The organism is Streptomyces sp. NPDC034049 (assembly GCF_055575575.1).
Genome location: NZ_JBVISJ010000002.1, coordinates 811,033 through 831,047 on the forward strand (window position 1 = coordinate 811,033; position 20,015 = coordinate 831,047).

Annotated in this window: 19 protein-coding genes and 4 tRNA genes; 4 read left to right on the forward strand and 19 right to left on the reverse strand. The window is 69.1% G+C overall.

The window, feature by feature from the left end; genetic code table 11:
• Positions 1-54: 54 nt before the first annotated feature.
• The 10 genes from rpoB to ACZ52C_RS08495 all read right to left on the reverse strand — a co-directional run bounded on the left by rpoB (position 55) and on the right by ACZ52C_RS08495 (position 10,426).
• The gene (rpoB, locus tag ACZ52C_RS08450; RefSeq protein ID WP_469073974.1) at positions 55-3,540 is read right to left on the reverse strand and encodes a DNA-directed RNA polymerase subunit beta; all 3,486 of its coding nucleotides are present in this window, start codon (positions 3,538-3,540) and stop codon (positions 55-57) included.
• A gap of 604 nt (positions 3,541-4,144) precedes the next feature.
• Positions 4,145-4,528, reverse strand: coding sequence for a 50S ribosomal protein L7/L12 (rplL, locus tag ACZ52C_RS08455; protein WP_060887961.1), 384 nt, complete (start codon positions 4,526-4,528; stop codon positions 4,145-4,147).
• Positions 4,529-4,643: 115 nt separating this feature from the next.
• Complete coding sequence (gene rplJ, locus ACZ52C_RS08460) at positions 4,644-5,174, reverse strand: 50S ribosomal protein L10 (RefSeq protein WP_033528319.1); 531 nt, start codon at positions 5,172-5,174, stop codon at positions 4,644-4,646.
• A gap of 295 nt (positions 5,175-5,469) precedes the next feature.
• Positions 5,470-6,405 carry an SCO4651 family lipoprotein gene (locus tag ACZ52C_RS08465; protein WP_469073975.1) on the reverse strand — a complete coding sequence of 312 codons (936 nt, stop codon included), beginning with the start codon at positions 6,403-6,405 and terminating at the stop codon, positions 5,470-5,472.
• A gap of 82 nt (positions 6,406-6,487) precedes the next feature.
• The gene (locus tag ACZ52C_RS08470; protein WP_469073976.1) at positions 6,488-7,357 is read right to left on the reverse strand and encodes an SCO4651 family lipoprotein; all 870 of its coding nucleotides are present in this window, start codon (positions 7,355-7,357) and stop codon (positions 6,488-6,490) included.
• A gap of 203 nt (positions 7,358-7,560) precedes the next feature.
• Positions 7,561-8,286: a 50S ribosomal protein L1 gene (rplA, locus tag ACZ52C_RS08475; RefSeq protein ID WP_033528317.1), complete on the reverse strand. Its 726-nt coding sequence runs from the start codon at positions 8,284-8,286 to the stop codon at positions 7,561-7,563.
• A gap of 99 nt (positions 8,287-8,385) precedes the next feature.
• Positions 8,386-8,820: a 50S ribosomal protein L11 gene (rplK, locus tag ACZ52C_RS08480; RefSeq protein ID WP_033528316.1), complete on the reverse strand. Its 435-nt coding sequence runs from the start codon at positions 8,818-8,820 to the stop codon at positions 8,386-8,388.
• 185 nt (positions 8,821-9,005) lie between these two features.
• On the reverse strand, positions 9,006-9,875 hold the full coding sequence (gene nusG, locus ACZ52C_RS08485) for a transcription termination/antitermination protein NusG (protein WP_469073977.1): 870 nt from the start codon (positions 9,873-9,875) through the stop codon (positions 9,006-9,008).
• Positions 9,876-9,951: 76 nt separating this feature from the next.
• Positions 9,952-10,239, reverse strand: coding sequence for a preprotein translocase subunit SecE (gene secE, locus ACZ52C_RS08490; protein WP_033528314.1), 288 nt, complete (start codon positions 10,237-10,239; stop codon positions 9,952-9,954).
• A 114-nt stretch (positions 10,240-10,353) separates the two neighbouring features.
• Positions 10,354-10,426, reverse strand: a tRNA-Trp gene (locus ACZ52C_RS08495).
• A gap of 251 nt (positions 10,427-10,677) precedes the next feature.
• Between ACZ52C_RS08495 and ACZ52C_RS08500 the strand changes: the two genes are divergently transcribed.
• Both ACZ52C_RS08500 and ACZ52C_RS08505 read left to right on the forward strand, forming a co-directional pair.
• Entirely contained in the window at positions 10,678-11,904 is a 1,227-nt protein-coding gene (locus ACZ52C_RS08500) for a pyridoxal phosphate-dependent aminotransferase (RefSeq protein WP_319235946.1), read from the forward strand.
• Between the two features lie 127 nt (positions 11,905-12,031).
• The gene (locus ACZ52C_RS08505; RefSeq protein ID WP_469073978.1) at positions 12,032-13,108 is read left to right on the forward strand and encodes an adenosine deaminase; all 1,077 of its coding nucleotides are present in this window, start codon (positions 12,032-12,034) and stop codon (positions 13,106-13,108) included.
• Positions 13,109-13,114: 6 nt separating this feature from the next.
• Here the strand turns inward: ACZ52C_RS08505 and ACZ52C_RS08510 are convergent, their stop codons facing one another.
• The 6 genes from ACZ52C_RS08510 to ACZ52C_RS08535 all read right to left on the reverse strand — a co-directional run bounded on the left by ACZ52C_RS08510 (position 13,115) and on the right by ACZ52C_RS08535 (position 15,687).
• Positions 13,115-14,170 (reverse strand): UDP-N-acetylmuramate dehydrogenase, encoded by a 1,056-nt coding sequence (locus tag ACZ52C_RS08510; protein ID WP_469073979.1) that lies wholly within the window; start codon positions 14,168-14,170, stop codon positions 13,115-13,117.
• Between the two features lie 56 nt (positions 14,171-14,226).
• Positions 14,227-14,655 (reverse strand): MaoC family dehydratase, encoded by a 429-nt coding sequence (locus tag ACZ52C_RS08515; protein WP_469073980.1) that lies wholly within the window; start codon positions 14,653-14,655, stop codon positions 14,227-14,229.
• 7 nt (positions 14,656-14,662) lie between these two features.
• Positions 14,663-15,115: a MaoC family dehydratase N-terminal domain-containing protein gene (locus tag ACZ52C_RS08520; protein WP_045559433.1), complete on the reverse strand. Its 453-nt coding sequence runs from the start codon at positions 15,113-15,115 to the stop codon at positions 14,663-14,665.
• 124 nt (positions 15,116-15,239) lie between these two features.
• The gene (rpmG, locus tag ACZ52C_RS08525) at positions 15,240-15,404 is read right to left on the reverse strand and encodes a 50S ribosomal protein L33 (protein ID WP_003948671.1); all 165 of its coding nucleotides are present in this window, start codon (positions 15,402-15,404) and stop codon (positions 15,240-15,242) included.
• A 91-nt stretch (positions 15,405-15,495) separates the two neighbouring features.
• Positions 15,496-15,568 (reverse strand) — tRNA-Met (locus tag ACZ52C_RS08530).
• Between the two features lie 46 nt (positions 15,569-15,614).
• A tRNA-Thr gene (locus tag ACZ52C_RS08535) sits at positions 15,615-15,687 on the reverse strand.
• Positions 15,688-16,025: 338 nt separating this feature from the next.
• On the opposite strand from ACZ52C_RS08535, the gene ACZ52C_RS08540 reads away from it, so the two are divergent.
• On the forward strand, positions 16,026-17,294 hold the full coding sequence (locus ACZ52C_RS08540) for an amidohydrolase family protein (RefSeq protein ID WP_469073981.1): 1,269 nt from the start codon (positions 16,026-16,028) through the stop codon (positions 17,292-17,294).
• Positions 17,295-17,486: 192 nt separating this feature from the next.
• On the opposite strand, the gene ACZ52C_RS08545 is transcribed toward ACZ52C_RS08540, so the two are convergent.
• Positions 17,487-18,563: a hypothetical protein gene (locus ACZ52C_RS08545; RefSeq protein WP_469073982.1), complete on the reverse strand. Its 1,077-nt coding sequence runs from the start codon at positions 18,561-18,563 to the stop codon at positions 17,487-17,489.
• A 132-nt stretch (positions 18,564-18,695) separates the two neighbouring features.
• Here ACZ52C_RS08545 and ACZ52C_RS08550 point away from each other — a divergent pair, with 132 nt between their 5' ends.
• On the forward strand, positions 18,696-19,352 hold the full coding sequence (locus tag ACZ52C_RS08550; RefSeq protein WP_045559430.1) for an SDR family oxidoreductase: 657 nt from the start codon (positions 18,696-18,698) through the stop codon (positions 19,350-19,352).
• A 16-nt stretch (positions 19,353-19,368) separates the two neighbouring features.
• On the opposite strand, the gene ACZ52C_RS08555 is transcribed toward ACZ52C_RS08550, so the two are convergent.
• Positions 19,369-19,575, reverse strand: a complete 207-nt coding sequence (locus ACZ52C_RS08555; RefSeq protein WP_469073983.1) for a hypothetical protein — start codon at positions 19,573-19,575, stop codon at positions 19,369-19,371.
• Positions 19,576-19,675: 100 nt separating this feature from the next.
• Positions 19,676-19,752 (reverse strand) — tRNA-Tyr (locus ACZ52C_RS08560).
• Positions 19,753-20,015 lie beyond the last annotated feature (263 nt).

Here is a 20,015-nt window from a genome sequence, read left to right on the forward strand (position 1 = left end):
ACGGGGGTCCTGGGGCCGGACGGGCTCAGAAGGCTGAGCCCGTCCGAACTCCCGTCAGACCTCTTCGACGCTGCTCGGCTCGCGCCGGGACAGGTCGATGCCAAGCTCCTCCGCAGCGCGGAAGACGTCCTCGTCGGTGTCGCGCATCTCGATGGACATGCCGTCCGAGGACAGCACCTCCACGTTGAGGCACAGGGACTGCATCTCCTTGATGAGCACCTTGAAGGACTCAGGGATGCCGGGCTCGGGAATGTTCTCGCCCTTGACGATGGCCTCGTAGACCTTCACGCGGCCGGTGACGTCGTCGGACTTGATGGTCAGCAGCTCCTGGAGGGCGTACGCGGCGCCATAAGCCTCCAGCGCCCACACCTCCATCTCACCGAAGCGCTGGCCACCGAACTGGGCCTTACCACCCAGCGGCTGCTGGGTGATCATCGAGTACGGACCGGTCGACCGGGCGTGCAGCTTGTCGTCGACCAGGTGGTGCAGCTTGAGGATGTACATGTACCCGATGGAGATCGGGTCCGGGAACGGCTCACCGGAGCGGCCGTCGAACAGCCTCGCCTTACCGGTCGGCTGCACCATGCGCTCGCCGTCGCGGTTCGGGATGGTGTGCTGGAGCAGACCGGCCAGCTCGTCCTCGCGGGCACCGTCGAAGACCGGGGTCGCGACGTTGGTGCCGGGGGCGACGGAGTCGGCGCCGATGACCTGCAGACGCTTCGCCCAGTCGTCGGCGAGACCGGAGACGTCCCAGCCGCGGCTGGCGAGCCAGCCGAGGTGGATCTCCAGGACCTGTCCCGGGTTCATTCGGGAGGGCACGCCGAGCGGGTTGAGGATGATGTCGACCGGGGTGCCGTCCTCCAGGAACGGCATGTCCTCGATCGGCAGGATCTTGGAGATGACGCCCTTGTTGCCGTGGCGGCCGGCGAGCTTGTCACCGTCGGTGATCTTCCGCTTCTGCGCCACGTACACGCGCACCAGCTGGTTCACACCGGGGGGAAGCTCGTCGCCCTCCTCGCGGTCGAAGACGCGGACGCCGATGACCTTGCCGATCTCGCCGTGCGGCACCTTCAGCGAGGTGTCACGGACCTCACGGGCCTTCTCACCGAAGATCGCGCGGAGCAGGCGCTCCTCCGGGGTCAGCTCGGTCTCACCCTTGGGCGTGACCTTGCCGACCAGGATGTCGCCGGCGACGACCTCGGCACCGATGCGGATGATGCCGCGCTCGTCGAGGTCGGCGAGGACCTCCTCGGAGACGTTCGGGATGTCCCGGGTGATCTCCTCGGGGCCGAGCTTGGTGTCACGGGCGTCGACCTCGTGCTCCTCGATGTGGATCGAGGAGAGGACGTCGTCCTGCACGAGGCGCTGCGACAGGATGATCGCGTCCTCGTAGTTGTGACCCTCCCACGGCATGAACGCCACGAGCAGGTTCTTGCCGAGGGCCATCTCGCCGTTCTCGGTGGCCGGACCGTCGGCCAGGACCTGGCCCTCGATGATCCGGTCGCCCTCGTTGACGATGACCTTCTGGTTGACCGAGGTGCCCTGGTTGGAGCGGGCGAACTTGGCCAGGCGGTACGTGATGTACGTGCCGTCGTCGTTGGTCGTGGTGATGTAGTCCGCGGAGACCTCCTGGACCACGCCCGCCTTCTCGGCCTTGACCACGTCGCCGGCGTCGACGGCGGAGCGGTACTCCATGCCGGTGCCGACGAGCGGGGCCTCGCTCTTGATGAGCGGCACGGCCTGACGCATCATGTTCGCGCCCATGAGGGCACGGTTGGCGTCGTCGTGCTCCAGGAAGGGGATCATGGCCGTCGCGACCGACACCATCTGGCGCGGCGAGACGTCCATGTAGTCCACGTCGTCACCGGGGACGTAGTCGACCTCGCCGCCACGGCGGCGGACCAGGACGCGGTTCTCGGTGAAGCGCAGGTCCTCGTCGAGCGTGGCGTTGGCCTGCGCGATGACGAAGCGGTCCTCCTCGTCGGCCGTCAGGTAGTCGACCTCGTCGGTGACGACACCGTCGGTGACCCGGCGGTACGGCGTCTCCACGAAACCGAACGCGTTGACGCGGCCGTAGGAGGCGAGCGAACCGATCAGACCGATGTTCGGGCCTTCGGGCGTCTCGATCGGACACATGCGCCCGTAGTGGGACGGGTGCACGTCACGGACCTCGAAGCCGGCCCGCTCACGGGAGAGACCACCGGGACCAAGAGCCGACAGACGGCGCTTGTGGGTGAGACCCGACAGCGGGTTGTTCTGGTCCATGAACTGCGACAGCTGGCTGGTGCCGAAGAACTCCTTGATGGAGGCGACGACCGGCCGGATGTTGATCAGGGTCTGGGGCGTGATCGCCTCGACGTCCTGGGTCGTCATGCGCTCGCGGACGACACGCTCCATACGCGCCAGACCCGTACGGACCTGGTTCTGGATGAGCTCGCCGACGCTGCGCAGACGACGGTTGCCGAAGTGGTCGATGTCGTCGGTCTCGACGACGATCGTCTGGCCGTTGTCGGCGGCCGTCTCGGTCTCGCCCGCGTGCAGCTTCACCAGGTACTTGATCGTCGAGATGACGTCCTCGACGGTCAGGACGCCCGCGTCGAGCGGAGCCTCCGCACCCAGCTTCTTGTTGACCTTGTAGCGGCCGACCTTCGCGAGGTCGTAGCGCTTGGGGTTGAAGTACAGGTTCTCCAGCAGCGTCTGCGCGGCCTCACGCGTGGGGGGCTCGCCCGGACGCAGCTTGCGGTAGATGTCGAGCAGCGCGTCGTCCTGCCCCTGGGTGTGGTCCTTCTCCAGGGTGGCGCGCATGGACTCGTACTCGCCGAACTCCTCCAGGATCTGCTCGGTGGTCCAGCCGAGTGCCTTGAGGAGGACGGTCACGGACTGCTTGCGCTTGCGGTCGATGCGCACACCGACCATGTCGCGCTTGTCGATCTCCATCTCCAGCCAGGCACCCCGGGACGGGATGATCTTGGCGGAGAAGATGTCCTTGTCGGACGTCTTGTCGATGGAGGAGTCGAAGTAGACACCCGGCGAACGGACCAGCTGCGACACCACGACACGCTCGGTGCCGTTGATGACGAAGGTGCCCTTGTGGGTCATGAGCGGGAAGTCGCCCATGAAGACCGTCTGGGACTTGATCTCGCCGGTCTCGTTGTTGGTGAACTCGGCGGTGACGAAGAGCGGGGCCGCGTACGTGAAGTCGCGGTCCTTGCACTCGTCGATGCTGTTCTTCGGCGGCTCGAAACGGTGGTCGCGGAACGTCAGCGACATCGACCCGGAGAAGTCCTCGATCGGGGAGATCTCCTCGAAGATCTCCTCCAGACCGGACTTGGTGGGGACGTCCTGTCCGTTCTCCAGAGCCTCCTCGACCCGACTCTGCCAGGCGGTGTTGCCGAGCAGCCAGTCAAAGCTCTCGGTCTGCAGCGCGAGCAGGTTGGGAACCTCGAGAGGCTCCTTGATCTTTGCAAAAGAGATGCGCAGCGGGGCGGTGCTGGCGGCGGGGTTCGTATTCGCGGTCGAGGCGTTGCGCGAGGCGGCCAAGAGGGGGTCCTTCCGAGGGCTCGGACTCACTACGCGCGTACCGGCCCCCTCGACCGGGCGCGGAGATGGAAAGCCCCAGGTGAGGGACGTTCAATCGTCGGTGCTCGAGCGAGGGCATGCCCCTGGTGACGGGCAGGAGGCAGCTAACAGGCAGCGCAAAGGGTCAGTGTAGCCAATTGGCCCACTGATGTCCAGTGCGGGTTTACGGACCCTCGGAAACCCTCGTTGTTCCTCAACGCCTGCGGCAAGCCACGCCCTCGATGCACATCGATACTGCCCTCTTCGCCGTCGATCCATGCCTCGGAGTTCGGATCCGTGTGACGACGCGTCCTGAGAATTGCGCGCTGCGTGCAGTTCGTCAAGGCCCCCCATGCCCGAACCCGATGCTGCGATCGTCACTCGCGGCCGGTCACCAGGGGTGCTCGGAGGCACGACGAAGATCACCATACTCGCCGCCACCGACAGTGCAAGGCAGCCGTCACTCGACGTCCCCGAACGCCGAAAGGCGACCACCCACATGGGTGATCGCCTTTCAGTGCGTCCGCGTTACAGCCCCATGTGAGGGGCCGTGTGCGAGCAGCGGGTCCGGTACGGACCCGTGGCCTTACTTGACCTCGACGGAGGCGCCGGCGCCCTTGAGGGACTCGGCGGCCTTCTCGGCGGCCTCCTTGGCGACCTTCTCGAGAACGGGCTTCGGGGCGCCGTCCACGAGGTCCTTGGCCTCCTTCAGACCCAGGGAGGTCAGCTCACGCACGACCTTGATGACCTGGATCTTCTTGTCGCCGGCACCGGTGAGGATGACGTCGAACTCGTCCTGCTCCTCAGCGGCCTCGGCCGGGGCGCCGGGGACGGCGGGGCCGGCAACGGCGACGGCCGCGGCGGCGGTGACGTCGAACTTCTCCTCGAACGCCTTCACGAACTCGGAGAGCTCGATGAGGGTCATCTCCTCGAACTGCGCGAGCAGGTCTTCCTGGCTGAGCTTCGCCATGACGGGCGATCCTTCCACTAATTTCGGCAGGTGCCGGATGTATCGAAACGGCGGGCGTACTTACGGCCCGCTACGACCCGCGCCTCAGGCGGCGCGGATCAATGCGCGAGCCGAATTACTCGGCACCGCCCTGCTCGTCCTGCTTGGCGCGAAGAGCGTCCACGGTGCGGACGAGCTTCGAGGGAAGCGCCTGGAAGAGCTGAGCAGTCTGGGACTGCTTGCCCTTGAAGGCACCCGCCAGCTTGGAGAGCAGAACCTCGCGGGACTCGAGGTCCGCAAGCTTCTTGATCTCGTCGGCGGACAGCGCCTTGCCGTCAAGGACACCGCCCTTGATGACGAGGTTCGGGTTGTCCTTGGCGAAGTCACGAAGACCCTTCGCCGACGTCACCGGGTCACCGGTGATGAAGGCAACCGCCGTCGGACCGTTGAACAGGTCGTCGAGCGTCGAGATCCCGGCCTCGTTGGCCGCGATCTTGGTCAGCGTGTTCTTCACCACGGCGTACTGGGCGTCTTCACCGAGCGAACGGCGCAGGTTCTTGAGCTGCGCCACAGTGAGACCCCGGTACTCGGTCAGCACGGCGGCGTTCGAGCTACGGAACTGCTCCGTGAGCTCGGCCACCGCGGCAGCCTTGTCGGGCCTTGCCATAGAGCGTCGGCCTCCTTCCGGGTGATGAGGACCGCTCGGAAGGGGCCGTGAACGAACGAAACGCCCCGGCGCAGGCGCACGGGGCGTAGCTCGACCGGACGAATTCCGTACGATCACGGAACCGGACCAGGAGCAACTTCCACAGTCACCTGCGCGGGTCGTCCGCAGTTCAGCGGAACCTTCGGCCACCGCGCCCTCTTGCAAGCACACGGCAACGACCAGCGGTCTTTGGCTTCTCCGGAAGGTTAGATGACACACGACGTGTCAAGCAAATCCGCTGCCCAAAGGCCGCGGCTCAGCCGGATCCGGGCGGGCCCGCCACCTCGTCGAGGTCCACGGTGTCGTCGGCCGCCGGGGGCTCGACGGACACGGACGGGTCGACGGCCAGGAAGGTGACGGTCATGTCGAGGGGACCGGTGTCGACCCAGCGCCCCTTCTTGTCCAGCGTGCTGGTCTCCCCGCGCAGCCGGAACTGTCTGGTCCCGCCGTCCTCGTCGACCCAGAGCTCCATGGTGAGCGCGCTTCCGACCTTCAGGCCCAGCGCCCTGAACTGGTCGAAGCTGTTGGTCGCGAGGTCCCGTGCCTTCTTGCCCTTGGCGGTTCCCTGGGCCGCCCTCAACCCCTTGGCCGTGACCGTGCCCCGGTAGCGGGTGGTGCGGGTGCCGTCCACCGTCTCGGTGCCGGCCTCCCGCAGGTCCTCGGCACCGTTCAGGATCGTGGACTGCACCAGCGGGCTTCCCTCCAGCTGCCGGGGCAGGACCCGATAGGACTGGTTGTCCACGCTGAGGCCACCCCACGCGGCCGGTGCCGCCCGGAGCCAGTGCCGGCCGGCGGTCTTCACCCCCACGAGCCCGGCTTCGTCGAGAGTTGCCTCGTCCAGCTCGGTGTACATGGCGTCGTCCACGAAGCGGATCTCGACGGAGCCCTCCTCGCTCGCCCCCAGCCCGGTCACTTCCATGCGCAGCACGGACGGCCGCACGCCCATGGACGCCTCGGCCCGCACCTTCCCGTGCCCGGGCAGCGTGCCCCTCACCCGGTACCGCAGCGACGAGACGTCCGTCGTCCGCTCGGCGGCCCGGGCCACGGCCTCGGCGGGCGTCTTCGGCTCCGCCTCGGCCCGTGCCGTTGTGCCGCAGGCGGTGGCACCGCCCAGCAGCGCGGCCACGACGGCGACGCCGACAGCTCCGCGGCGATGTACGGAGCCTACGGAGCCGTGCGCGGCAAACCTCATGTGTCCCCCTGTCACCTCACGTCCCACCTCTGCGGGACGGGCTCGGACACTAGCGCCGCCGGGCCGTCACTGTCCCCCGAATTCAGCTCGTCGGCAGATTCCTCATCAGGTCCTTGTAGTCGACCGTCTCGGCGGCCGGCGGCTCCTCGGTGGAGACGTCGACGCCGTAGTCGCTGTAGTGGACCGTGGAGTTCACCGTGCCGTTCGCGGTGTCGGCCTTCTCGACCTTCTTGACCAGCAGATCGTCGTCGTCGATCCAGAGGTCGATGTCGACGGTGGTGATGCCGGACGCCGCGAGCTGTTCCTCCAGTCGGGCCCGCATCTCCTCGCCGAGGTTCGCGTTCCGCTCCTGGAGGTCGGCGACGTCCACGGTGCCGGAGTAGTGGGTGGTCCGCTCCCCGCGCACGTCCTCCTCACCGACCTTCTCGACGTCACCGGAGGCCAGCAGGAGCCGGACGGACTGGTTCGGTGTGACGCTCTTGAAGTGCTCCTGCACATAGGCGCCGGAGGCCCCGCCGATCATCTCGTCCATGTCCTCGTACGCGTACCTGATCCACCGCTTGCCGCCGTACTGCCCGGCGAACAGGTCGCCCATGTCCGCGTAGTAGGCCTCGGGCAGATAGCGGGCCTCGGTCGAGGTGATGCCGAGGGAGCGCAGCTGCTCGGCCGCCCGGCCGCCGGTGTAGGTGATGGTCATGGTGCCGTCGAGGCCGTCGGCCCAGTCGACCACGCCGTCCGCCTCGATGGACATCAGCTCGCCCAGGTCGCCGGTGGACTCGATCCTCGACGAGTCGGCGTCGCGGGTCGACGCGTCCGCGAGCCTCAGCGCCGCGAACGGATCGTCCCCGTCACCCTCGCCCGAGCCCGGGGAGCCGTAGGCCACCACCCCCGTCAGCGCGGCCAGCACCGCGAACGACACAGCCGTACGGCGACACATGGTCGTCCTGGTCATCCGTCCCCACCCCCAGGGAGATTCCCCGTGCTCCGCACACCAGGGCAGCACACTCGCGCGCGTATGCCCACCCGTACGCCGGAAAGACCCGCACAGGGCCCGTATGTCCGTATGCCGAAACGGGACGAGCCCCGCACCTCGAAAGGTGTGGGGCTCGTCCTCGGGCTGTGCGACCGCGACGCGGCTGCCGGTGAGCGTCAGGCTCAGACGGCGGCCGGGTCCTCCTCGACGAGGAGGTTGCGGGTGCGGTTGGAGTCGATCGGAATGCCGGGGCCGATCGTGGTGCTGATCGCGGCCTTCTTGATGTAGCGACCCTTGGCGGCCGACGGCTTCAGACGGAGGATCTCCTCCAGCGCCGCGGCGTAGTTCTCCACCAGCTTGGTGTCGTCGAACGACGTCTTGCCGATGATGAAGTGCAGGTTCGAGTGCTTGTCGACGCGGAACTCGATCTTGCCGCCCTTGATGTCGTTGACGGCCTTCACGACGTCCGGGGTCACGGTGCCGGTCTTGGGGTTCGGCATGAGACCACGGGGACCGAGCACGCGGCCGAGGCGGCCGACCTTGCCCATGAGGTCCGGGGTGGCGACGACGGCGTCAAAGTCCAGACGGCCCTTCGCCACCTCGTCGATCAGTTCGTCGGAGCCGACGATGTCGGCGCCGGCGGCGGTCGCGGCCTCGGCACGGTCACCGGTCGCGAAGACCAGGACCCGGGCGGTCTTACCGGTGCCGTGCGGGAGGTTCACGGTGCCACGAACCATCTGGTCGGCCTTGCGCGGGTCGACACCCAGACGGAAGGCGACCTCGACGGTGCCGTCGAACTTGGAGGTGGAGGTCTCCTTGGCGAGACGGACGGCCTCGAGCGGGGCGTAGAGCTTGTCCCGGTCGACCTTGGCGTCCGCAGCGCGGAGAGCCTTGCTGCGCTTGCTCACAACTGCTCCTGTGTGTTCTGAAAGGAGTCGTGGTGTACGGGCCGAGCAGGCCCTACCACGTGCGGCTGCGTGAGCCGCATGGTTCTACGAAGGTGGGGTTCAGCCCTCGACCGTGACGCCCATGGAACGCGCGGTACCGGCGATGATCTTCGCGGCGGCGTCCAGGTCGTTGGCGTTGAGGTCGGGCATCTTCGTCGTGGCGATCTCGCGGACCTGCGCCTCGGTGATCTTGGCGACCTTGGTCTTGTGCGGCTCGCCGGAGCCCTTCTCGATACCCGCGGCCTTGAGGATCATCTTGGCGGCCGGAGGCGTCTTGGTGACGAAGGTGAAGGAGCGGTCCTCGTAGACCGTGATCTCCACCGGGATGACCCACCCGCGCTGCGACTCGGTCGCGGCGTTGTAGGCCTTGCAGAACTCCATGATGTTGACGCCGTGCTGACCGAGCGCGGGGCCGACCGGCGGAGCCGGGTTGGCCGCGCCGGCCTGGATCTGGAGCTTGATGAGCCCCGTGACCTTCTTCTTCTTGGGAGGCATTACTCTCCGGGTCCTTTCGATTCGAGTGCGCCCTCATCCGGTTCGCGGCCAGATGAAGGCATACCGCACAACGATAGCGGGTATAGATGCGCGGCTGAAAACCGAGCAGGTCAGACAAGCTGCGGACAGCTCGCCTGACCTGGTCGGAAGCGTGGGTCGCGACGCTCCGAAGAACTCAGCAGAGCTCAGTTCTTCTGGATCTGGTCGAACGACAGCTCGACCGGGGTCTCGCGGCCGAAGATCTCCACGAGGCCCTTGACCTTCTTCGAGTCCGCGTTGATCTCGTTGATGGTCGCCTGGAGCGTGGCGAACGGGCCGTCCGTGACGGTGACCGAGTCGCCGACCTCGAAGTCCAGAACCTGGACCTCGACCTTGCGGGCGGGAGCCGGCTTGCCCTCGGCCTCGGCGGCCTCGCGGGCGGCCTTCTCCTCGGCCTCCGGGGCGAGCATCTTGACGATCTCGTCCAGGGTCAGCGGGTACGGGTCGTAGGCGTTGCCCACGAAGCCGGTGACGCCGGGGGTGTTGCGGACGACGCCCCAGGACTCGTTCGTCAGGTCCATGCGGACGAGAACGTATCCGGGGAGCTTGTTCTGGCGGATCGTCTTGCGCTCGCCGTTCTTGATCTGCGCGACCTCTTCCTGCGGCACCTCGGCCTGGAAGATGAAGTCCTCGACGTTCAGCGAGACGGCACGCTGTTCGAGGTTGGTCTTCACGCGGTTCTCGTAACCGGCGTACGTGTGGATGACGTACCACTCACCGGGCAGGGTGCGCAGTTCCTCACGGAGGGCCTCGACGGGGTCGACCGGCTCGGTCTCCTCCTCGACGGCCTCGTCGGCCGCCTCGTCCTCGTCCTCGTCGGTGTCCGCGTCGTCGGAGTCGTCCTCGACGTGCAGGGCCTCTTCCTCGGCCGGCTCCCCCGCCTCGGCCTCAGCCGCCTCGAACTCGTCGACGCCGTCCTCGGAGTCTGCGCCCTCGACGATGTCGAGTTCGTCGTCCACGGACTCGGCACCTTCACCGCGAGGCTCCATGGCGTCCTTCAGGTTCGGGTCAGACACGTGGCTGCTTCTTCCTGGATCATGGGGGTGGAACACGCGAAAGGGGCGCCAGGTAACGGCGCCCTTCGCTCTCGGCTCAGCCGAAGACGTACTTGGCGGCCTTGTCGAGGCCGAAGTCAATCACGGTTACGAGACCGATCATGATGACGACGAAGACGATGACCACCGTGGTGTAGGTCGTCAGCTGGGAGCGGGTCGGCCAGACGACCTTCCGCAGCTCCGCGACGATCTGGCGGTAGAAGAGCGCGAGGCGCTTCAGCGGGCCCTTCTTGGCACGCTTGCCGCCCTTGCGGGTCTTCTTCTTGTCCTCGGGCACCTCGTCCTGGGCATCAGGCGTGTCGATGGAGCCCACGGCGTCCGTCATTCATCCTCACCTGATTCCGGTCCGGGTCGTGGCCGTGCCGCGCCCGGTCTGAGCCGCACGGCGGAACATTGCTGTACGTACATGCGCACACATCCTGGCGTGAGGAGTGTGTAGCAGGGCCGGAGGGACTTGAACCCCCAACCGCTGGTTTTGGAGACCAGTGCTCTACCAATTGAGCTACGACCCTTTGCGGTTCTCCCCCAACGTACCGCATCCGACCGGGTGCTCGGTGTGCACCTGGAGGGTGTGGTCGGTGAAGGCCAACGAGGAGAGAGCATACGTGGTCCGAGGCCTGTCGTCGAACAGAAAGCGTCCGCAGGGGCGTTGCTCGTCGAAGATCGACTGTTTCCGGCCGCGGATACGGACGGTTGTTCCGTTGCTGTTCAGTCTGTGAAACCCGCGTGCCCGGCGCGTTTCCTGTCTGAAACGATGGGGTCCATGAGCGCTGCAACCCCTCCCACCGAGCGCCGGGTCTCCGCGCGCATCGGCGCGATCTCCGAGTCCGCCACCCTCGCCGTGGACGCCAAGGCCAAGGCCCTCAAGGCCGCCGGGCGCCCGGTGATCGGCTTCGGCGCCGGTGAGCCCGACTTCCCGACCCCGGACTACATCGTCGAGGCGGCCGTCGAGGCCTGCAAGAACCCGAAGTACCACCGCTACACGCCGGCCGGTGGTCTGCCCGAGCTGAAGGCCGCGATCGCCGCGAAGACCCTGCGCGACTCCGGCTACGAGGTCGACGCGTCGCAGGTCCTCGTCACCAACGGCGGCAAGCAGGCCATCTACGAGGCGTTCGCCGCGATCCTCGACCCGGGCGACGAGGTCATCGTCCCGGCGCCGTACTGGACGACGTACCCGGAGTCGATCCGTCTCGCCGGCGGTGTCCCGGTCGAGGTCGTCGCCGACGAGACCACGGGCTACCGGGTCTCCGTCGAGCAGCTGGAGGCGGCCCGCACCGAGAACACGAAGGTGCTCCTCTTCGTCTCCCCCTCCAACCCGACCGGCGCGGTCTACACGCGCGCGCAGGTCGAGGAGATCGGCCGCTGGGCCGCCGAGAAGGGCCTGTGGGTCCTGACCGACGAGATCTACGAACACCTGGTCTACGGGGACGCCGAGTTCCACTCGCTGCCCGTCGTCGTCCCCGAGCTGGCCGACAAGACCATCGTGGTCAACGGTGTCGCGAAGACGTACGCGATGACCGGCTGGCGCGTGGGCTGGGTGATCGGCCCCAAGGACGTCGTCAAGGCCGCGACCAACCTCCAGTCGCACGCCACGTCGAACGTCTCCAACGTGGCGCAGGTGGCCGCGCTGGCCGCCGTCTCCGGCGACCTGTCGGCCGTCGAGAAGATGAAGGAGGCCTTCGATCGCCGCCGCAAGACGATCGTGCGGATGCTCAACGAGATCGACGGTGTGTTCTGCCCGGAGCCCGAGGGCGCGTTCTACGCCTACCCGTCGGTGAAGGAGCTGATCGGCAAGGAGATCCGCGGCAAGCGCCCCCAGGACACGGTCGAGCTGGCCGCGCTGATCCTGGAGGAGGCCGAGGTCGCGGTCGTCCCCGGCGAGGCCTTCGGCACCCCCGGCTATCTGCGTCTGTCGTACGCCCTGGGTGACGAGGATCTCGTCGAGGGCGTCTCCCGCGTGCAGAAGCTGCTGGCGGAGGCCACGGACTGAGGTCCTGAGCCCGCGGAGGGGACCACATACGGATTTCCCGATGTGGTCCCCTCTTCATTTGTGCGAGCAAGACCACGTTCGAGGATTCCGCTTCCGGGACGGCGTGGGCGTGCGGCAGGATCGGGCGATGGAGCGTGTACGTGATCTCTCTGAACTGCCCAAGGCCCATCTGCATCTGCACTTCACCGGGTCGATGCGGCCCACGACCGTGCTGGAGCTCGCCGACAAGTACGGGGTCCGCCTGCCCGACGCGCTGACGGAGGCGCTGACCAGCGGGGAACCGCCGCGGCTGCGGGCGACGGACGAGCGCGGGTGGTTCCGGTTCCAGCGGCTGTACGACGCGGCGCGCAGTTGCGTCAGGGAGCCCGACGACATCCAGCGGCTGGTGCGGGAGGCCGCGGAGGAGGATGTGCGGGACGGTTCGGGCTGGCTGGAGATCCAGGTGGACCCGACGTCGTACGCGCCCCGGCTGGGCGGGCTGATCCCGGCGCTGGAGGTCATCCTGGACGCGGTTGACACGACGGCGCGGGAGACCGGGCTCGGGATGCGGGTGCTGGTGGCGGCGAACCGGATGCGGCACCCGCTGGACGCGCGCACGCTGGCCCGCCTCGCGGTGCGGTACGCGGACCGGGGTGTGGTCGGGTTCGGGCTCTCCAACGACGAACGCCGGGGCATGGCGCGGGACTTCGACCGGGCGTTCGCGATCGCCCGTGAGGGCGGCCTGTTGTCCGCGCCGCACGGCGGTGAGCTGACCGGGCCGTCGTCGGTGCGGGACTGCCTGGACGATCTGCACGCCTCCCGGATCGGGCACGGGGTGCGCGCGGCGGAGGATCCGCGGCTGCTGAAGCGGCTCGCGGACCGCCAGATCACCTGCGAGGTGTGCCCGGCCTCGAACGTGGCGCTCGGTGTCTACGAGAAACACGGGGACGTCCCGCTGCGGACGCTGTTCGAGGCCGGTGTGCCGCTGGCGCTCGGCGCGGACGACCCGCTGCTGTTCGGCTCGCGCCTCGCGGCCCAGTACGAGATCGCCCGCCGCCACCACGGCTTCACGGACGCGGAGTTGGCGGAGCTGGCCCGGCAGTCGATCCGGGCGTCGGCGGCCCCGGAGCTGGAGCGGAACAAGCTGCTGTCCGGCGTGGACGACTGGCTCGCCGGCCCGGCCGGGGCCGACGTCTCCCAGGGGCCGACGCGGCCTGGAGGCTGACGCGTCCTAGAGGCTGACGCCCACCGTCACGGGCTCGTTGACCAGGGTGATCCCGAAGACCTCGCGGACTCCGGTGACGACCTCGCGGGCGAGGGTGAGCAGGTCCTCGGTGGTGGCGGCGCCCCTGTTGGTGAGGGCCAGGGTGTGCTTGGTGGAGATCCGGGCGGGGCCGGCGCCGTAGCCCTTGGTGAAGCCCGCCTTGTCGATCAGCCAGGCGGCGGAGGTCTTGGTGTGGCCGTCGCCGGCGGGGTAGGCGGGCGGGGCGACGCCGTCCCCGAGGCGCTCGCGCACGCGCGCGTGGAACGCGGCGAACTGCTCGTCGGTGAGGATCGGATTGGTGAAGAACGATCCGGCGGACCAGGTGTCGTGGTCCTCGGGGTCGAGCACCATGCCCTTCCCGGCGCGCAGCTTCAGCACGGTCTCGCGGGCGTCGGCGAGGGGTACCCGGTCGCCGGGTTCGACGCCGAGGGTGCGGGCCGTCTCGGCGTACTTGATCGGCCCCGACAGGCCGCCCGCGTCCTCCAGTTCGAACCGGACCCGCAGGACGACGTACCGCTCGGGCTCGTCCTTGAAGCGGCTGTGGCGGTAGGAGAAGGCGCACTCGGTGTTCGGGACGGTGACCGTCTCGCGGGTGCGGCGGTCGTAGGCGACGACCTCGGTGATGGTGGAGGCGACCTCCTGGCCGTACGCCCCGACGTTCTGGATCGGTGTGGCGCCGGCGGAGCCGGGGATGCCGGCCAGGCACTCGATCCCGGCGAGCCCGGCCTCGACGGTCCGGGCGACGGCGTCGGTCCACACCTCGCCGGCGGCCAGCTCCAGCCGCCTCCCGTCGAGCGCGAAGCCCTTCGTGGCGATGACCAGCGCGGTTCCGGCGAAGCCCTGGTCCCCGATCACCAGGTTGGAGCCGCCCCCGATGAGCAGCAGCGGCGTACCGGTGTCGTCGGCCTCGCGGACGGCGGCGACGACCTCGTCGTCGGTGGTCGCGGTGATCAGCCGTCGCGCGGGCCCGCCCAGCCGGAAGGTGGTCAGCGGGGCGAGGGGGGCGTCGTGGAGTTCCTGCACGGGCTCAAGAGTACGAGACCCCCGCACCCGGGAGGGGCGGGGGACCGTGGGGGCCGTCAGGCCAGTCGTACGACCGCCCGGGACATCCCGAGGACCTTCAGGCCGCCGCTCATGGCCGTGAGGTCGACACGGACGGTGTTGTCGTCGAGCTTGGCGCCGACCTTGGCGCTGACCTCGATGGTGGCGCCCTCGTCGTCGTTGGGGACGACGACGGGCTTGGTGAAGCGGACGCCGTACTCGACGACCGCGCCCGGGTCGCCGACCCAGTCGGTGACGACACGGATCGCCTCGGCCATGGTGAACATGCCGTGCGCGATGACGTCCGGGAGGCCGACCTCCTTGGCGAACTTCTCGTTCCAGTGGATCGGGTTGAAGTCGCCGGAGGCGCCCGCGTACCGGACGAGGGTGGCGCGGGTCACGTCGAAGGACTGGGCGGGCAGTTCGGTGCCGACCTCGACGTCGTCGTAGGAGATCTTCGCGGTCATCGGGTTCTCACGCCTCCTCGGCCGCGCGGGCCACGAGCTTGGTCCAGGCGGTCACGACGTGTTCGCCGGACTCGTCGTGGACCTCGCCGCGGATGTCCAGGACGTCGTTGCCCGCCAGGGACTTGATCGACTCGATGGTCGAGGTGACGGTGAGGCGGTCACCGGCGCGCACCGGGCGCTTGTGGGCGAACTTCTGGTCGCCGTGCACCACCCGGCTGTAGTCGAGGCCCAGCTGGGGGTCCTGGACGACCTGTCCCGCGGCCTTGAACGTGATCGAGAACACGAAGGTCGGCGGGGCGATCACATCGGCGTACCCGAGCGCCTTGGCCGCCTCGGGGTCCGTGTAGACGGGGTTGGCGTCCCCCACGGCCTCCGCGAACTCGCGGATCTTCTCCCGGCCGACCTCGTAGGGGTCGGTGGGCGGGTAGGTACGCCCCACGAAGGACTGGTCGAGCGCCATGGGCTCGGCACCTCCTGGTTGCTGCGGATACGGCAGTGCTGACCGATACCGGCCGGTACTGGTCGATGTAACGACGCGAGGCCGCCCCCGATCACTCGGGGACGGCCTCGTGTACGAGCCTGATTTATCGCGTTTCGCGGTGCGCGGTGTGCGCGTTGCAACGCGGGCAGTGCTTCTTCATCTCCAGTCGGTCCGGGTTGTTACGCCGGTTCTTCTTGGTGATGTAGTTCCGCTCCTTGCACTCCACGCAGGCCAGCGTGATCTTCGGGCGGACGTCGGTGGCAGCCACGTGAGTGCTCCTTGACGAACGGATGGGACAGGGTTTAACGCATAGAAGAGTAGCCGATCGAAGGACCGACCCCGCAATCGGCTACTGTCAGTAGCGGTGACCGGACTTGAACCGGTGACACAGCGATTATGAGCCGCTTGCTCTACCGACTGAGCTACACCGCTGTGATGCGATCGGATCCCGCCTCGCGACGGGAACCTTTCACACCAGAGCCCCAATACGGAATCGAACCGTAGACCTTCTCCTTACCATGGAGACGCTCTGCCGACTGAGCTATTGGGGCGAGCGATGAAGACATTACACGCCCCACGGCCGATCGCCCAAATCCGTTTCCCGGCCCGCATCCATGGCCCTTCCACGGGCCGTCCGCGGGTCGCCGACGGCGCTCACCGGAGCCGCCCGGGAGCCGTCGTCCGTCGCGTTTCCGCAGGCCGCACGGGCCTCACACGCACCACCGTTCCCGGCTCTCCCGGCGGTCCCCCCGACGCGTCCCGGCCGTCTCCCCGCCGTCCCCCAGCAGGTGAACCGCGCCGGTACGACTATTGCGCTCCTCCGCGACGAGGGCGGGCGGCCCGCCTAGGCTCGACTCACTCTGCGTGATCTTGTAGCCCCAGGAGCGCGATGCCCGACAGCCGGCCGCAGCCGTCCCCCTCCTCCTCCGGCCCGCCCTCGGGCCCGGACGAGACCGGCGCCCTGCTGCTGTGCGGGGCGCGCCTGACCGACGGCCGGGTGGTGGACGTCCGGCTGGGCGGTGGGCGGATCGAGGCGGTCGGCACGGCGGGCAGTCTGAGCCCCGGGCCCGCCGCGTCGGGTGCGTCCGCCACCCGGGTGGACCTCGGCGGCCATCTGCTGCTGCCGGCCCCCGTCGAGCCGCACGCGCACGGCGACACGGCCCTGTCGGCCGACTTCGAGGGGCCCGTCCCGTACGACGACGCGGACGTCCAGCGGCGGGCCACCGAGGCCGCGCTGCTGCAACTCGGGCACGGCGCCACGGCGTTGCGCTCGCACGTCCACGTGGGCGGCGTGCAGGGGCTCGGCGCGCTGGCGGCGGTGCTCAGGGCGCGGCGGTCGCTGCGCGGCCTCGTCGAGGTGACGACGGTGGCGATGCCCCGGGTGCTGACCGGGGTGGCCGGGGCCGACGGGCTCGCGATCCTGCGGGACGCGGTGAAGATGGGCGCCTCGGTGGTCGGTGGCTGCCCGGACCTGGACCCCGATCCCACCGGCTACGTGGAGGCGGTCCTGGAGATCGCCTCCGAGCACGACTGCCCGGTCGACCTGCACACCGACGGCGACGACCCGGCCCGGCTCGCGCGGCTCGCGGCCATGGCGGGCGGTCTGCGGCCCGGCGTGACGCTCGGCCCGTGCGGCGGTCTGGCCCGCCTGCCCTCCCAGGCCGCCGGCCGCGCCGCCGACCGGCTCGCGGCGGCCGGGGTCACCGTCGCCTGCCTCCCCCAGGGCGGGTGCGGCACCGTGGACCGCCGGGGCACCGCGCCCGTACGGCTGCTGCGCGCGGCCGGCGTGCGCGTCGCGGCGGGCAGCGGGGCGCTGCGGGACATGTCGAACCCGGTCGGCCGCGGGGACCCCCTGGAGGCGGCCTACCTGCTGGCCTCCCGGTACGGGCTGCGGCCCGAGGAGGCGTACGACACCGTCAGCGGGGCCGCGCGTGCCGCGCTGGGGCTGCCCGAGGTCCGCGTCGAGGCCGGTTTCCCCGCCGAGCTGCTCGCCGTGCGGGGTGCGCGGCTCGCGGGCGCGCTGTCCCTGGCGTACAGCCGGATCGTCGTGCACCGGGGGCGCGTCGTGGCGCGCACCAGCGCGGTACGCGAGTACTGCGGCTCGACGACGGGCGCGACGCCGGACCTGCCTCGGCAGGGGCGGGGGGAGCCGTCCTGAGGGGGCGGGTGTGGGTGAGGTGAGCCGCGTGGTGGTGAGAGGCGCGGGGGCGTGCGAGGACGCGCGCGAGGGCGTGCGGGCGGGCTCGCTCCGGGGTGCCCGGGCAGGCGCGCGCCAACAGGACCGGGCGGGCACGCGCGCGTGCGTCAGCTGGTGCTGCACGCGCGCGTACCCGGGACGGACCGCCGTAGGTCAGACGTCGAACACCCCGCTGCCGAACGGGCCGCCGAACTCCTCGACCGGGATCTCGGAGGCGCCCTTGGGCGCGCTGATGTCGCCGGCCTTGCCGAAGGTGAGGACGAGGGGGGCCTTGGCGCCCTTCGCGTCGTCGGCGAGGACCGCGAGGTCGGTCTCGATGCGGGTGAGGTCGCCGTTCTTGAGGGTGAAGTCGACCGCGACCTTCTTGTTCGGGGCGTCCTTCATGTCCTCGCCCGTGGGGAGTTCGGCGCCCGGCGGAAGGTCGCCCTTGATGGGCTGGAGCTTGTCGAGGACTCCGGTGAGCAGGTCGCGGAAGTTGGCCTTGGCGGTGATGACCTCGGTGCCGTCCCCGTCGTTCTTCGTCTTGAAGTCGACCTCGCGGGCGACGACTCCGCGGACGGCGTCGAGGATCTTCTTCTGGGTCCTGGCGTCGAGTTCGTCGGAGCCGTCCGAGCCGCCACCGACACCCGCGTCCTCGGCGGCATCCTGAAGGTCGGCCGTGTTGACCTTGACCCAGTCGCCCTCCAGGACCGGCCGCAAGTGCTGCTTGTCCTCGGGGAGTTCGTCGAGATCGTCGGCGGTCGGGAAGGGCACGCCCATCGCGTCGCCGATGGCCTGCATGTCGGCGCGGTAGTACGTGTAGTCGCCGACCACCCGGTACTCGGCGAACACACCCTCCTCGCCCGAGATCTTCACGCCCATACCGGCGACGTCCTTCTCACCGGACTCGGCCAGCGGCTTCTTCGACCTGACCGACACGTCGATGCGCAGGCCGGTAAAGAACTCCGCCATCTCCGGCGGCACTTCCTCGCCGTCCCCGCCCATCAGCGCGACGAGGTCGTCCGGGTCGGCGTCGAGCCGCATGCCGAAGGCCAGCGACTTCTGCTCGCCCAGCTGTTCGACAGCGTTGTCGACCTTCTGGCCCGCGGTCAGGTTCTGCACGGTGCCGCAGGCGGCCACCGTGACGAGCACGGCCGCGGCGCAGCCGACTCCGGTGAAGGCCCGGCGGGCCCCGGGCGCGCCCCCGACAAAGGCGCGCTTCATGGACGTTCGTACGGCGGTCGTGGGCATGGCTCTACGCATGACGGTGCTGGGTCCCCCCGTGATATCCGCGCTCGCCGGTACGGCGAACATGACTGAGACACCCGGGGCGGCCGAATGGTTGCGCGGCAAACGCGTCCGGTCGGGCGTACGGTCGGAAACATGCGCATTGTCATCGCTGGAGGTCATGGTCAGATCGCGCTGCGGCTGGAGCGGTTGCTCGCCGCGCGCGGTGACGAGGTCGCGGGGATCATCCGCCGCGCCGAACAGACGGACGATCTGCGCGCGGCCGGTGCCGAACCGGTCCTGTGCGATCTGGAGTCGGCGTCGGTGGAGGAGGTCGCCGCGCATCTGCAGGGCGCGGACGCCGCCGTGTTCGCGGCCGGCGCCGGTCCGGGCAGCGGAACGGCCCGCAAGGACACGGTCGACCGCGGGGCGGCGGTCCTGTTCGCGGACGCCGCGGTACGGACGGGCGTACGACGCCACCTGGTCGTCTCGTCGATGGGGGCGGACCCGGAGCACGAGGGCGACGACGTCTTCGACGTGTACCAGCGGGCGAAGGGCCAGGCCGACGCGTACGTGCGCGGTCTGGACGCCCTGGACTGGACGATCCTGCGGCCCGGCATGCTGACCGACGACGCCGGCACGGGCCTGGTGCGTCTGGAGGCTTCCACCGGTCGCGGCCCGATCCCCCGCGACGACGTGGCCGCGACACTGGTCGAACTCCTCGACACCCCCGCCACGGCCGGCCTGACCCTGGAGCTGATCAGCGGCTCGACGCCGGTGTCGGTGGCGGTGAAGTCGGTGGCGGGCAACTGACAGGTGCGGGCCCCGGTCAGAACAGGGGCAGCTGACCGGGGAACTCGGGAACCACGAAGCCGTCGAGCGCGGGCTGGGCCGCCCCGATGTGGGCCGGCCTGCGCGACCCGGGACACGACACGAGTTCCCCGCTCGCCCCCGGCGGATCGTGCCGCGCGAACCGCCCCGCCACGACGGCGATCTCACGACGACACTCGGGGCAGTTCCTGCGACGCGATGACATGCAGTCAGTGTGCCGGGCCGCCGACACCGACGACCGAATCCGTACACGAAGAAGCCCCTCCCGAACTGCTCTCACAGTCCGGAAGGGGCTTCCCTCCACGTGGCGGCGCCAGGATTCGAACCTGGGTAGGCTAAGCCGACGGATTTACAGTCCGTCCGGGTTCAATCAACTACGCGTCTCTGACCTGCCGATTTCCTTGCGCTCACGCAAGGGCAGCCGCGTATCGTCCACGTGTCGTCCTGATCTTGCTCCCACCCCTCCTCAAGGCCGTGAAATGGGCCCTGCCTTCGAGCCGCTAACGCAGCAACGCCCTCAACCGGAGCCGTCAGCGCCACGAACTAGATCCCCACTAGAAGCGTGATGATCACCTGCGCTGCCGTCTGCGGCTTCTTGCCCTCGTTGACTGCTCCGTTGGCTCCTGAGGACAGGGATCAACGCTG

Coding starts and splice junctions, on each gene's coding strand:
- ACZ52C_RS08500 (WP_319235946.1), top strand. CDS start 10,678: ATGAGCGCTGCAACCCCTCCCACCGAGCGCCGGGTCTCCGCGCGCATC.
- ACZ52C_RS08515 (WP_469073980.1), bottom strand. CDS start 14,655: ATGACCGCGAAGATCTCCTACGACGACGTCGAGGTCGGCACCGAACTG.
- ACZ52C_RS08550 (WP_045559430.1), top strand. CDS start 18,696: ATGCGCATTGTCATCGCTGGAGGTCATGGTCAGATCGCGCTGCGGCTG.
- rplJ (WP_033528319.1), bottom strand. CDS start 5,174: ATGGCAAGGCCCGACAAGGCTGCCGCGGTGGCCGAGCTCACGGAGCAG.
- ACZ52C_RS08555 (WP_469073983.1), bottom strand. CDS start 19,575: ATGTCATCGCGTCGCAGGAACTGCCCCGAGTGTCGTCGTGAGATCGCC.
- secE (WP_033528314.1), bottom strand. CDS start 10,239: ATGACGGACGCCGTGGGCTCCATCGACACGCCTGATGCCCAGGACGAG.
- ACZ52C_RS08520 (WP_045559433.1), bottom strand. CDS start 15,115: ATGGCGCTCGACCAGTCCTTCGTGGGGCGTACCTACCCGCCCACCGAC.
- ACZ52C_RS08470 (WP_469073976.1), bottom strand. CDS start 7,357: ATGACCAGGACGACCATGTGTCGCCGTACGGCTGTGTCGTTCGCGGTG.
- ACZ52C_RS08545 (WP_469073982.1), bottom strand. CDS start 18,563: ATGCCCACGACCGCCGTACGAACGTCCATGAAGCGCGCCTTTGTCGGG.
- ACZ52C_RS08505 (WP_469073978.1), top strand. CDS start 12,032: ATGGAGCGTGTACGTGATCTCTCTGAACTGCCCAAGGCCCATCTGCAT.
- ACZ52C_RS08540 (WP_469073981.1), top strand. CDS start 16,026: ATGCCCGACAGCCGGCCGCAGCCGTCCCCCTCCTCCTCCGGCCCGCCC.
- rplL (WP_060887961.1), bottom strand. CDS start 4,528: ATGGCGAAGCTCAGCCAGGAAGACCTGCTCGCGCAGTTCGAGGAGATG.
- ACZ52C_RS08465 (WP_469073975.1), bottom strand. CDS start 6,405: ATGAGGTTTGCCGCGCACGGCTCCGTAGGCTCCGTACATCGCCGCGGA.
- rplK (WP_033528316.1), bottom strand. CDS start 8,820: ATGCCTCCCAAGAAGAAGAAGGTCACGGGGCTCATCAAGCTCCAGATC.